Raw genomic sequence first — 12,813 nt, forward strand, 5'->3', positions numbered from 1 at the left:
AAAACAAATTTAAAGAGTTTGAAGAGCAGAGGTATTGCTGTTTCTAGTTTGGGTAAAGCATTTATAGAAAGCTTAGAGTATAGAGACATAAGATAATTCTGTTATGTTCATTTTCAGTCTTAAGTTCAAAAAATGCATATCCATTTTATATATATATCCATGGAGGAATTACTGTGGCAAATCTTTATGATGTAATTGTGATTGGATCAGGTCCAGGCGGATATGTAACCGCAATTCGTGCAGCACAATGTGGCTTTAAGACTGCGATTGTTGAACGTGAACATTTGGGAGGGATCTGTTTAAATTGGGGATGTATTCCCACAAAGGCCCTTCTACGTTCAGCGGAAATGAAACATTTTGCTGAACATGCGAAAAATTATGGACTAAAAATTAATGGTTCAATTGAGGCAAACATCAAAGATGTTGTGGCACGTTCACGCGGTGTTTCAGCACGTTTAAATGCTGGTGTTGGTTTTTTAATGAAAAAAAACAAAATTGATATTATCTGGGGTGAAGCAAAGCTTACTAAAGAAGCAAAGGGAAGCCTTCCTGCGGAAATTATGGTTTCTTCATCCTCCAAACCGATTATGCAACCGCAAAATCCAGTCCCTAAAGGGACGTTAGGGGAGGGAACTTATCAAGCAAAGCATATCATTATTGCAACGGGCGCACGTCCTCGTGTCCTTCCTGGTATTGAGCCAGATGGAAAACTCATTTGGACTTATTTTGAAGCTATGATACCGCCAGCAATGCCAAAATCGCTTTTGGTTATAGGGTCTGGGGCTATTGGCATTGAATTTGCTTCTTTTTATCATGATATGGGGGCGACAGTAACTGTTGTTGAAATGATGCCCCATATCATGCCTGCTGAAGATATTGAAATTTCAACGTTTGCTCGTAAACAGTTAGAGAAAAAAGGTTTACGCATTCTTCGTCAAGCAAAAGTAACAAAGGTTGAAAAATCTTCCGATTCTGTAAGTGTACATATTGATGTTCAAGGTAAAATAGAGTCAATGACTGTTGACCGGTTGATTTCCGCTGTTGGGGTGCAAGGTAATATTGAGAATCTTGGTTTAGAAGCTTTGGGAATAAAAACCGATCGCGGCTGCATTGTAACTGATGAATGGAGTTGGACGGGGGTGGAAGGCATTTATGCTATTGGTGATGTAGCAGGTCCTCCTATGTTGGCCCATAAAGCAGAAGAAGAAGGTGTGATATGTATTGAGCATCTTGCAGGTTTGAAGAGTGCTCATCCGCTTGATAAAAGAAAAATTCCAGGGTGTACATATTGTACACCACAGGTTGCTTCTGTAGGGCTTTCAGAAGTGGCTGCAAAAGAAGCAGGTTATGATATACGTATTGGTCGTTATTCTTTTGCTGCGAATGGTAAGGCGATTGCTTTGGGTGAAGATCAGGGGTTAGTAAAAACGATTTTTGATAAAAAAACAGGACAGCTTCTCGGGGCCCATATGGTAGGGGCTGAGGTAACAGAATTGATACAGGGTTTTGTTATTGCTATGAATCTTGAAACAACAGAAGAAGAATTAATGCATACTGTCTTTCCACATCCGACCTTATCGGAAATGATGAAAGAAAGTGTATTAGATGCTTATGGTCAAGTTTTAAACGCTTGATGACTGGATTGTATGAAAAATTTTATATTTTTGATTGTTACTTCGTATTTATAAGGCAAAGGCTTACATGGTTACGGTTGTTGATAGAGTTGCAAATAGACGATTGCGTCATCCTGAAAAGGCACATCGTCCTGATACAAGCGTTCAAAAAAAGCCAGATTGGATTCGTGTAAAAGCGCCAACATCACCAATTTATAAGGAAACACATGGTATTGTACGTACGCATAAGTTAGTGACTGTATGTGAAGAAGCTGGTTGTCCTAATATTGGCGAATGTTGGAGCCAGAGGCATGCTAGCTTTATGATTTTAGGTGAAATATGTACGCGTGCTTGTGCTTTTTGTAACGTTGCAACAGGTATTCCACTTGCCGTTGATGATAATGAGCCAGAACGTGTCGCTGATGCTGTTGCACGGATGGAATTAAAACATGTTGTCATTACATCTGTTGATCGTGATGATCTTGCTGATGGTGGTGCTGAGCATTTTGCAAAAGTTATTTATGCGATTCGTCAAAAAACTCCTAAAACAACAATTGAAGTTCTTACACCTGATTTTCGTCATAAGGATGGCGCTTTAGAAGTTGTTGTTGCTGCTAAGCCTGATGTTTTTAATCATAACTTAGAAACAGTTCCTTCTAAATATTTGAAGGTCCGTCCAGGGGCACGTTATTTTCATTCAATTCGTTTATTACAACGTGTTAAAGAACTTGATCCAACAATTTTTACAAAATCGGGAATTATGGTTGGCCTTGGGGAGGAGCGAAATGAAGTTTTGCAATTGATGGATGATTTGCGCGCTGCTGATGTTGACTTTATGACAATTGGACAATATTTGCAGCCTACACGAAAACATCATCCAGTTGTTCGTTTTGTGCCTCCTGAAGAATTTGAGTCTTTTGCCAAGATTGGTAAAGTAAAAGGATTTTTACATATGGCCTCCAATCCTCTAACGCGTTCATCTCATCATGCTGGAGATGATTTTGCCATTTTGCAAAAAGCGCGTGATGAAAAATTTTCCTTACAGAGATAATTATGCCGATTTTTACAATACATCGGCAGATCACCCATAGTGCCAGTGAAATGTTTGATCTGGTTTCAGATATTGAGCGTTATCCTGAATTTTTACCAATGTGTGAGTCTTTAATAATACGTTCTCGAAAAGAATATGGAAAAAAAATATTGCTTCTTGCGGATATGACCGTTGGCTATAAGATTATTCGTGAAACTTTTACGACTCAAGTATTTCTTCAGCCGGAAAAAAGTCTTATAGAAGTTAAATATATTGATGGTCCATTCAAATATCTTGAAAATCGTTGGGCCTTTCATGATATTGAAAATACCAATGCATGTAATGTAGAGTTTTTTATTGATTATGAATTTAAAAGTAAAACGCTTGGATTAGTGATGGGCTCAATGTTTGATATTGCGTTTCGTAAATTTACCGAGGCTTTTGAGAAGCGTGCGCATCAGATTTATGGCTCTACGGTAACATAGTCTATTCTGTTATTTTTTAACAATACGTATTGCTTAAACAGCGTGAAGGTGAAAACCGGTTTCCATCTTTACTATTTGTTTTTAATTCAGCTTTCAAAAGCATATTGAGGGAATATCATTTTAAATGATGAAGATGATGCACAGCTTCATGCTTTTGTTTCTCTCTTTTTTAATGGATGCACACTCGTTAAACAAAACGCCCAAATAGAACATGCTTGCGTCATACCCATTTCATAATAGTGCTCATAATAAATAGTATAGATTCTCGTAAAAGTATATAAAATCTACATCTGTACACTTATGAAGAAGTTCTCCTGTATCATTTATTTGCCATCTCTCAAGATGTTGTACCAGCTCTTAGCACTTGAGAGAGAGGTACAAGTTTTCCTTTCATTAATCATTTTATTTACTACAGTTTTTTCTCTTGTGGCGTGTAAGTGAATAAATTTGATTAATTCAACCTACACAGGACTAAAGTGAGATAATTTTACGCTAGTCAGATCGTTCATTTTCAAGTTGTGATACAATAAAATTTTTTCAAGATGTTGACGATTATAGACTCGATGGGGAATAAAGAATTTTGAAATTAGTATGGGGAATTCAGTGAAGCAATTCCAGAATCATTTTAAAAGCATTTTCAACAGTTGCATGGCGGATAGCATTGCGATTAAGATGAGCAAAGTGCATTTCTTTGTGCAGGGGGGAGTGGTTTTTATAAGCTACTGCGCAATGCACAAGTCCTACAGGTTTATCAAGACTTGCACCTCCTGGACCAGCAATTCCTGTTACAGAAACTGCAATGTCAGCTTGTGAATGTTTTAATCCACCCTCAGCCATTGCAAGAGCAACTTCTTTTGAAACGGCACCATAGGTTTTTATAAGTTCAGCACAAACGCCAACAAGGCGTGTTTTAGATTCATTTGAATAAACAACAAATCCACAATCGAGAACATCTGATGATCCTGCTATATTTGTGAGGCATGCAGCAATGAGTCCCCCTGTACAAGACTCTACAGTTGTTAACAGCAAACCTTTTTGGCGAAAGGTATTAAGGACTTCATGTGCTTGTTTTTCACAAAGATATGTCATTGGGGAAGTTCTCCTGAATAAAGAACGCTCGCTGTTGCAAGAGCAGCAATTCCTTCACCACGACCAATAAATCCAAGCCTTTCATTTGTTGTTGCTTTGATAGAGATTCGATCAGGTGTCATTGAAAGTATTGTCATAAGATTTTCTGTCATGGCATGACGATAGGGACCAATTTTAGGATTTTCAGCGATAATTGTGATATCAACATTGGCGATACGACCACCTGCTTGTTTTATAATATCAAGAGCATGATGGAGAAAAATTTCTGATGATACATTTTTCCATTGAGGATCAGAGGGAGGAAAATGTGTACCGATATCTCCAGCACCTTGAGTTGCAAGAAGGGCATCTGTTAATGCATGAAGAGCAACATCCGCATCGGAGTGTCCATTTAATTTTTTATGAAAAGGGATTTTTATACCACATAATATAAGAAAATCACCATCCTCAAAAGAGTGAACATCATAACCATTGCCGGTACGAATATCAGGAAATATTTGCATTTTCTTTTGGAGATATAAATGTGCAGTATTAAAATCTTCATGCCATGTAATTTTTATGTTGTTAGGATCTCCAGGAACGGTACGCATAGGAATTCCAAACCATTCGGCAATTGCGCAATCGTCAGTGAATTCTTGTTTGCAAGCTTGTTTTGCTTGTTTATGGGCCGCTAAGATATGTTCAAAGGGAAAACACTGTGGAGTTTGTGCACTATAAAGATGGGTACGGGGAATTGTTTCTAAAACATGCTGATTATTTATACGTTTAAGGGTATCAGAGATGGGCAGAACAGGAAGAACACCTTCTTGAGGCGTGATAGTGTTGTGAATGTTATTAAGAAGCTTGTTTTCGATAAAAGGGCGTGCACCATCATGAATATGCACATATTGGGGGGCAAATTTTTTGAGTGCCTGAAGTCCATATAAGGTAGAGATTTGACGTGTATTGCCTCCTTCAACGATAATAAGGCGCTCTTTAAAATCGTCAATAGCTTGTTCACAGATTTGACGATCTTCTGGATGAATAACAAGAATAATTGTTGTGATAGCTGGATGCTGCAAAAAACAATGCAAGGTATGATAAATAATTGGCTTTTGCCCTAGAAGCCGATATTGTTTTGGAATTTTATGGGGAGATCCTGCTCTTTCACCCCGTCCAGCGGCTAATATTATTGCTGCAATAGAAATACTTAATCTCCTTGTATTATAATCTTAGTTTGCTTTTTTGTCATTAATTTTAAAATGATTTTGAAAGGATGGTTGTTGTAGATCAGCAAGGGATATCACGGATAACACCTCAAAAAAAGCATTTAATGCTTTTTGAAGTGCGGTATTTAAACCACAAAAATCAAACAAGGGGCAAGTTGGTTCTGCAGTATCGAAACATTCTGCGAGGGAAAAGTTGTCTTCTGTTACTTTCACAACATCCGCGACTGAAATCTCTGCTGCGGGTTTAGCCAATCTAACTCCACCATTGCGTCCACGCACTGTTTGTATAAAACCTGCTTGAACAAGCAGCTGAAGGATTTTAAATAAAAAAAGCTCTGAAACGGCATATGCTTTAGCAATTTCTGGCACACGACTGAGAGTTCCCTGATTATCTGCACAATACATGAGCATTCGAAGAGCATAATTTGTTTGTTTTGTTAATCGCATCTCATTTCCTTCGTAAAGTATCGTCGAACACAGTCTATTTTAAAGATATTTTGCAAAATGTAGAAGTTTTTTCTCGTTGACTATATTTGCCTATTTTAAATGTAGTATTAGTATTGTCAATTTTTGCTACAAAAGGTTATATGAGAATAATGGGATAAGGGTATGTAAGCTCATGACGAATATAACATCTGTGACGAATCTTCAAGACATAGATAAAAATACTTATAACGATGAGTTGTATCGTTTAAGTAAGGTATATATTTTTTTAGGGATTACAATTATTGTATTGGCTTTACTTACGGCCTCTGTTTCATTTATTATTCTTATTGGATTAACTCCTGTTGTTCCCAGTAGAACAGTAACCCTTATTCTTATAGGAATTAATAGTTTTTGGGTTTTAGGGCTTATTGTCATCGTTTTTTATGAGATGATACCGATCATTCGTGCTTGGCGTTCAAGGCGTGCAGGATCGCGTCTTCATGTGCGCCTTATTTCATTGTTTGCACTTGTTGCGACAATGCCAGCTGTTGCTGTAGCTCTTGTATCGGGTCCAGCACTAAATTTGGGACTTGATCGATGGTTTGATACAACAACGCGGCAAATTGTGGGCTCTTCTATTGATTTAGCAAATGCTTATGCAGATGAAATGCTCCAAAATTTAAAAAATTTATCCTACGCGATGGCATTTGCACTTGATAACAAAAAACTCTTAGAACGTAATTCAGCTGAATATAGGATGCAATTGACGCGTCATGCTCTAGGACGCAATTTGCGTGGTGCATTTTTGTTAAGTTCTAGTGGAGCTATTTTTGTATCGAGTGCTCTTGGTGATGAAGATAAACTGCCAATTCCTCCTTCTCATCTTATTGAACGTGCAACCAGTGCGAGACCTTTTTCTTTTCAACCAGGCGTTCATGATTATTTTGGTATTATTTTAAAATTTACCAATATTCCAAACACATTTTTATATTTGGTGCGTGACGTTGATAAAGGTGTTTTATCTGCTTTGCGTTTGACAGAAGTTAATACAGATCGTTATCGTGATTTAAATGAAAATCGCCTGCTGACACAGATTGCATTTGGTATGCTTTATTTGTGTCTTTTTTTTAGTTTATTCTTATCAGCCATTTGGGCTGCTATTGCTGTTGCTGATCGCTTAGTACGTCCTATTCGTCTTCTCATTAGTGCTGCCGATGATGTTGCTTCTGGAAATATGGAAATTTTCGTGCCAGTACGAGCAAAAGATGGAGATATTGGGCAATTATCCAAAACTTTTAATTACATGGTCAGTGAATTGAAAAGTCGGCGTAATGAATTGATTGCAGTGCGTGATCAAATTGATGAAAGACGGCGTTTTTCTGAAGCTGTGTTATCGGGTGTAACAGCGGGAGTAGCAGGGATAGATGATAATGGTGATATCACCATTATCAATCGGTCTATTGAAGCGATGTTTGATATTCGCTCAGAGCACGTTGTTGGAAAAAGTCTTTTATCTTTAAGCGCTGAAATTTGGCAGGTTTTTCAGTTTGTGCGTTCATTGGATCGTAAAAACCATCGTGAGCAGGTCACTTTAAACGTTGCAGGAAAAGAGCGTGTCTGTAATGTCCAAGTTACGATGGAGGAGGATGATGGACAAGGGCAATCTTGGGTTCTAACAATTGATGATATTACAGACCTTGTTGCAGCGCAACGTACAGCGGCGTGGGCGGATATTGCGCGGCGTATTGCACACGAAATTAAAAATCCTCTTACACCTATTCAGTTATCCGCTGAACGCATTCGTAAACGTTATAACAAAGCTATTACACAAGATAGAGAGGTCTTTGAGCGGTGTATTGACACAATTATTCGGCAGGTTGGAGATATTGGGCGTATGGTTGATGAGTTTTCCTCTTTTGCACGTATGCCCAAACCCAAAATGCATATTTTAGATATACGAGAATTGTTGCGCGAAGCATGTTTCTTGATAGAAGTGACGCGACATGATATTCATTTTGAGCAAGATTTAGGAACTCTACCACTTATGGGTGCATTTGATAACCGTCTCATTGTACAGGCTTTTTGCAATGTTATCAAAAACGCGAGCGAATCCATAGATTCAGTTATGCGAGAGGAAAATATTCACGGTCATATTCTTATCCGTTCTTATCGTCAGGAAGAATGGGTGGTTGTGGATGTTGTTGATAACGGGAAAGGACTTCCTAAAGAGCAAAGACAAAAGTTATTAGAACCCTATATAACAACGCGGGAAAAAGGAACAGGGCTGGGGTTAGCTATTGTGCGCAAAGTTATTGAAGATCACGGTGGTTTCATGGAGCTTCATGATGCACCGAAGAGTTTTTATGAAGGTCGTGGTGCGATGATCCGTTTGATATTTCCAGCGGATGGGGGTAAGCAGGGTAATATTATACAAGCCATAAATCATAAGATAGGGGAATAGTATGGTATCAGATATCTTGATTGTTGATGATGAAGCAGATATTCGTGAGCTTGTTGCTGGTATTTTAGATGATGAAGGTTATGAAACGCGTGTTGCTTGTAACTCTGATGAAGCATTGGCTCAAATTAGTGAGCGTATTCCAAAGCTCATTTTTTTGGATATTTGGCTACAGGGTAGTCGTCTCGATGGTTTAGCACTGCTTGATGAAATTAAAACACAATATCCGGCTCTTCCGGTCGTTATGATCTCTGGTCATGGTAATATTGAGACGGCTGTTTCCGCTATAAAGCGAGGGGCATATGATTTCATTGAAAAACCTTTTAAAGCTGATAGACTTGTATTGGTTGCAGAGAGAACACTTGAAAATTCAAATTTAAAACGTGAGCTTTTAGAATTGCGAAAGCGTTCGAACGAGACATTAGAGTTGCTCGGAAAATCGACAGTTATAAAAAATTTGCGTCAAATCATAGAAAAAGTAGCACCAACCAATAGTCGCATCATGATAACAGGTCCTTCAGGTGCAGGAAAAGAGACTGTTGCACGAACTATTCATGCGCTCTCAACGCGTTCGAATGGGCCATTTGTTACAATAAATGCTGCAACGATTACTCCGGAAAGAATGGAAATAGAGCTGTTTGGCAGCGAAATGGAGGGAAGAGAGCGTAAAATTGGTGCCTTAGAGGAAGCTCATGGCGGTATCTTATATCTTGATGAAATTGCTGACATGCCGCGTGAGACTCAAGGGAAGATTCTTCGGGTTTTAACGGGGCAAACATTTGAGAGAATTGGCGGCACAAAACGTGTTAAGGTGGATGTCCGTATCATTTCTTCGACAGCGCAAAATCTTGAAAACCTCATTTCTGATGGGCGCTTTAGGGAGGATCTTTTTCACCGTCTTTCCGTTGTTCCTATTGTTGTTCCGCCCCTTTCAGCGCGTCGTGAAGATATTCCAGAACTTGTACATCATTTTGTAAAAACAATATCACAGCAGGTTGGGATTAAACCGCGTGCAATCAGTGATGATGTGATTGCTATTTTGCAAACGCACGCTTGGCCGGGTAATGTGCGGCAATTACGTAATAATATTGAGCGTCTTCTTATTCTTGTGCGGGATGGGGATGGTCCTATAACAGCGGACTTTCTTCCCAGTGAAGTAAGTGATTCCTTGCCACGTCTTCAAATGGATTCAGATGAAAGTATAATGGATTTGCCGTTACGTGAAGCTCGAGAATTATTTGAAAAGAGATATTTAGTGGCGCAGATTGGGCGTTTGGGTGGAAATATATCACGTACTGCTGAATTTATAGGCATGGAGCGTTCAGCTTTGCACCGTAAACTTAAAGCGCTTGGAGTTTCTTAAAGCGATGCGTATTATTATTTGTGGAGCAGGACAGGTTGGTTATGGGATAGCAGAGCGTCTTGCTGCTGAAAATCACGATGTTACTGTTATTGATATTGAAACGAGATTAATTGAAAAGATTCGCGATACATTGGATGTGAGAGGTTTTGTTGGTCACGGTTCACGGCCTGAAGTTCTTTTGGCTGCAGATGCAGACAAAGCTGATATGTTGATTGCTGTCACTTTGTTTGATGAAGTTAATATGGTAGCTTGCCAAGTAGCACATTCATTATTTAATGTGCCCACAAAAATTGCTCGTATTCGCTCACAATCTTATTTAGAACCACGTTATAAGACGCTTTTTTCCAGAGAGAATATTCCCATTGATGTAGTTATTTCGCCAGAAGTTGAAGTTGGAGAAATGGTTTTGCGCCGTATTGCTTTACCTGGTGCAATAGATGTTCTTTATTTTTGTAATGATGATATTGTGGCACTAGCTTTGGAATGCATGGAAGATTGTCCAGTTATTAATACACCTTTACGTCAATTAACAGAGCTTTTTCCAGATCTTCATACGACGGTTACTGCTATTAAACGTGGCGCGGAATTATTGGTTGCACATTCAGAAACGCAATTACGTGTTGGTGATATAACCTATCTTGTTGTTTCTCGTGAACAGATGCGTCGTGCTGTTGGGCTTTTTGGTCATAAAGAACAAGATGCCCACCGCATGATTATTGCAGGGGGTGGCCACATTGGCCTTTATGTTGCACAGGCTATTGAAAAGCGTTTCCATAAATTAAAATTGAAGATTATAGAAGCGCATAGAGAAAGAGCCCTCACAATTGCTGATCAGCTTGAAAAAACAACAGTTTTATACGGTAATGTGTTAGATCCAGTGATTCTTCAAGATGCGGGAATTGATCAGTCCGATTTAATGATTACATTGACCAATCAAGATCAGGTTAATCTCTTAAGCGCTATTATTGCTAAAAGATTGGGCTGCAAAGCCAATATGGTATTGATTAATAATGTTGCCTATCAAGAATTTAGTCGTGCTGTTGGTGTGGATGCATATCTTAATCCCCATAGCGTTACAATATCGAGAATTTTGCAACAAATGCGCCGTGGGCGTATTCGTTCTGTTCATTCAGTTTTTAATGGCCGAGCAGAAATTATTGAAGCTGAAGTGATGCAAACATCTTCATTGGTTGGTAAGTCATTATCAGAGCTCAATTTATCAGATGGTTTGAGAATTGGTGCAATTTATCGCAATAAGACAATAATACAGCTTTCGGCAGATACGCGTATTTTGTCTGGTGATAGAATAGTGATTTTTGCTCTTGCTGATAGGGTTCGTGATGTTGAACAACTCTTTCGCGTTAGTTTAGAATATTTTTGATATATTATCTATGGATATTTGTACTTTTTGGTATAGTGGACAATTAAGATTGGTGGATAGGCTTTGTTTGTCTTCAATGGTTAAAACTGGACAGCGCGTTAAGCTTTTTAGTTATGATAAAAAATAGATAATCTCCCTGCTGGTGTTGAGCTGCATGAAGCCGAATCAATTTTACCACGCTCAGCAATTTATCGCCTTGATCCCGATTTTTCTGATGATAAACTAGGGTGTACAATTGTTCAGTTCTCGGATTTTTTTCGTGTTATGCTGATGAAATATCAACAAGGTGTTTGGTTAGATACAGATGTTTACCTTGTTAAACAATTTCATCCAGATGCGGATAAGGTTTGGTTGGCAAGAGAAAATAATACAAGAGTAGGCGTTTCTGCACTTTATTTTCCGCCCAATAACCCTATTATAAAAATATTTGAGGATTATTGGGCTGGCACAGAAATTATTCCTCATTGGCTTGGGTTTAAGCGTCGTGTTTGGAGACCGTTCTGGTTAAAGAGGAAAAAAATGCCGATTTTACCGGGAAATCTTGGCGTTACAATATTTGGCAATGATGGTATTTCACGATTAGCAAAACGATATGGTTTTTTTCATGAAGCAAAGGAAAAGGAAACTTTTTATTATTGGACTGGGCGAAAAACTGAACGTATTTTTGAACCAGCTTTTGGCGTAAAGCCGCTTACAGATTCACGCTTGATAGGCTTTCATATTCACAGAAAGACAAAGACCACGAAAAGACCTCAGGAAGGAAGTTTTTACCATTGGGCGGTATCTCGCATTCCGGATGTTCATCATTTGTTTAGGTAGAGTTATTATTGCTATTTTAACTATTGAGATTTTAATCTATCTTATACAATCTCTTGATTGTAGCTTGCACAAGAGAGTAATGTTAACATATGGACAAAAACATTGAATGTGTAAAGAGCGGTTGTTATATGAACGGAAAGTAAAAATATGAGTGATCCAATGAAAACAGCATTAAGCCTTGTTCCTATGGTTATTGAACAAACAAATCGTGGTGAACGGGCCTATGATATTTTTTCCCGTCTTTTAAAGGAACGGATTATTTTTATTAATGGACCTGTTGAAGATGGTATGGCAATGCTTGTTTGTGCACAATTGCTTTTCTTGGAAGCGGAAAATCCTAAAAAAGAAATTAGTCTTTATATTAATTCTCCAGGTGGTGTCGTAACATCTGGTATGGCTATTTATGATACTATGCAGTTTATTCGCCCTCCTGTTTCTACGCTTTGCATGGGGCAAGCGGCATCTATGGGGTCTTTATTGTTAACGGCTGGAGCAAAAGGTCATCGTTTTACATTGCCAAACGCACGTATTATGGTGCATCAACCATCTGGTGGTTTTCAAGGTCAAGCTTCAGATATTGAGCGACATGCGCAAGATATTATAAAGATGAAACGGCGTTTAAATGAAATTTATGTTCAACATACGAATCAAGATTATGAGGTTATAGAGAGAACTCTCGATCGCGATCATTTTATGACAGCAGAAGAAGCCAAAGCGTTTGGCTTAGTTGATGATGTTATACAATACCGTGCAGAAACTGAAAAAGAAGAAAAAGATTAAGAGTTTTTATAGAAAAAACAGCTACTTTAAATCAAAGAGTTTTATAAAAAATATCGCAAAATAAGAGAAACACCTAAAAGTATTGAGACATGCATGGTTTTCTATATGTCTTTTAGTTTTCATGATGAAAAGCTTCCTTTGAAAAGGCAAAGTGTTCATAT

Annotated in this window: 10 protein-coding genes and 1 pseudogene; 8 read left to right on the forward strand and 3 right to left on the reverse strand. The window is 38.3% G+C overall.

Annotation, left to right across the window (positions count from 1 at the left end; genetic code table 11):
• The first annotated feature begins 173 nt into the window (after window positions 1-173).
• The 3 genes from lpdA to ACFIKX_RS05655 all read left to right on the forward strand — a co-directional run bounded on the left by lpdA (window position 174) and on the right by ACFIKX_RS05655 (window position 3,128).
• The gene (gene lpdA, locus ACFIKX_RS05645) at window positions 174-1,634 is read left to right on the forward strand and encodes a dihydrolipoyl dehydrogenase (RefSeq protein ID WP_375628980.1); all 1,461 of its coding nucleotides are present in this window, start codon (window positions 174-176) and stop codon (window positions 1,632-1,634) included.
• A gap of 67 nt (window positions 1,635-1,701) precedes the next feature.
• A complete protein-coding gene (gene lipA / locus ACFIKX_RS05650) occupies window positions 1,702-2,664 on the forward strand; it encodes a lipoyl synthase (protein WP_375611273.1) in 963 nt (320 codons plus the stop codon).
• Window positions 2,665-2,666: 2 nt separating this feature from the next.
• Complete coding sequence (locus ACFIKX_RS05655; protein ID WP_273791149.1) at window positions 2,667-3,128, forward strand: type II toxin-antitoxin system RatA family toxin; 462 nt, start codon at window positions 2,667-2,669, stop codon at window positions 3,126-3,128.
• 600 nt (window positions 3,129-3,728) lie between these two features.
• Here ACFIKX_RS05655 and ACFIKX_RS05660 read toward each other — a convergent pair.
• Genes ACFIKX_RS05660 through rirA form a run of 3 tightly spaced genes read right to left on the reverse strand, consistent with a single transcriptional unit; the run spans window position 3,729 to window position 5,872 of the window.
• Window positions 3,729-4,217, reverse strand: coding sequence for a CinA family protein (locus ACFIKX_RS05660; RefSeq protein WP_375628982.1), 489 nt, complete (start codon window positions 4,215-4,217; stop codon window positions 3,729-3,731).
• Window positions 4,214-5,404, reverse strand: a complete 1,191-nt coding sequence (locus tag ACFIKX_RS05665; RefSeq protein ID WP_375628994.1) for a bifunctional 2-C-methyl-D-erythritol 4-phosphate cytidylyltransferase/2-C-methyl-D-erythritol 2,4-cyclodiphosphate synthase — start codon at window positions 5,402-5,404, stop codon at window positions 4,214-4,216. Before ACFIKX_RS05665 ends, ACFIKX_RS05660 begins: the two co-directional genes overlap by 4 nt.
• Before the next feature lie 24 nt (window positions 5,405-5,428).
• Window positions 5,429-5,872 carry an iron-responsive transcriptional regulator RirA gene (gene rirA, locus ACFIKX_RS05670; RefSeq protein WP_375611276.1) on the reverse strand — a complete coding sequence of 148 codons (444 nt, stop codon included), beginning with the start codon at window positions 5,870-5,872 and terminating at the stop codon, window positions 5,429-5,431.
• Window positions 5,873-6,044: 172 nt separating this feature from the next.
• On the opposite strand from rirA, the gene ACFIKX_RS05675 reads away from it, so the two are divergent.
• The 5 genes and pseudogenes from ACFIKX_RS05675 to clpP all read left to right on the forward strand — a co-directional run bounded on the left by ACFIKX_RS05675 (window position 6,045) and on the right by clpP (window position 12,652).
• On the forward strand, window positions 6,045-8,312 hold the full coding sequence (locus ACFIKX_RS05675; RefSeq protein WP_375628984.1) for an ATP-binding protein: 2,268 nt from the start codon (window positions 6,045-6,047) through the stop codon (window positions 8,310-8,312).
• 1 nt (window position 8,313) lies between these two features.
• A complete protein-coding gene (locus tag ACFIKX_RS05680; protein ID WP_375617700.1) occupies window positions 8,314-9,672 on the forward strand; it encodes a sigma-54-dependent transcriptional regulator in 1,359 nt (452 codons plus the stop codon).
• Window positions 9,673-9,676: 4 nt separating this feature from the next.
• Complete coding sequence (trkA, locus tag ACFIKX_RS05685; RefSeq protein ID WP_375611279.1) at window positions 9,677-11,053, forward strand: Trk system potassium transporter TrkA; 1,377 nt, start codon at window positions 9,677-9,679, stop codon at window positions 11,051-11,053.
• 10 nt (window positions 11,054-11,063) lie between these two features.
• Window positions 11,064-11,872: pseudogene (locus ACFIKX_RS05690) on the forward strand (hypothetical protein).
• 147 nt (window positions 11,873-12,019) lie between these two features.
• Window positions 12,020-12,652 carry an ATP-dependent Clp endopeptidase proteolytic subunit ClpP gene (gene clpP, locus ACFIKX_RS05695; protein ID WP_375628986.1) on the forward strand — a complete coding sequence of 211 codons (633 nt, stop codon included), beginning with the start codon at window positions 12,020-12,022 and terminating at the stop codon, window positions 12,650-12,652.
• The last annotated feature ends 161 nt before the right edge of the window (window positions 12,653-12,813 follow it).

It is taken from the genome of Bartonella sp. CM86QHHN, assembly GCF_042194695.1.
Lineage (GTDB): Bacteria > Pseudomonadota > Alphaproteobacteria > Rhizobiales > Rhizobiaceae > Bartonella.

Bases quoted from the DNA above. Each gene is read 5' to 3' on its own strand.
- ACFIKX_RS05655 (WP_273791149.1), top strand. From the start codon at position 2,667: ATGCCGATTTTTACAATACATCGGCAGATCACCCATAGTGCCAGTGAA.
- ACFIKX_RS05660 (WP_375628982.1), bottom strand. From the start codon at position 4,217: ATGACATATCTTTGTGAAAAACAAGCACATGAAGTCCTTAATACCTTT.
- lipA (WP_375611273.1), top strand. From the start codon at position 1,702: ATGGTTACGGTTGTTGATAGAGTTGCAAATAGACGATTGCGTCATCCT.
- ACFIKX_RS05675 (WP_375628984.1), top strand. From the start codon at position 6,045: ATGACGAATATAACATCTGTGACGAATCTTCAAGACATAGATAAAAAT.
- ACFIKX_RS05680 (WP_375617700.1), top strand. From the start codon at position 8,314: ATGGTATCAGATATCTTGATTGTTGATGATGAAGCAGATATTCGTGAG.
- rirA (WP_375611276.1), bottom strand. From the start codon at position 5,872: ATGCGATTAACAAAACAAACAAATTATGCTCTTCGAATGCTCATGTAT.
- trkA (WP_375611279.1), top strand. From the start codon at position 9,677: ATGCGTATTATTATTTGTGGAGCAGGACAGGTTGGTTATGGGATAGCA.
- clpP (WP_375628986.1), top strand. From the start codon at position 12,020: ATGAGTGATCCAATGAAAACAGCATTAAGCCTTGTTCCTATGGTTATT.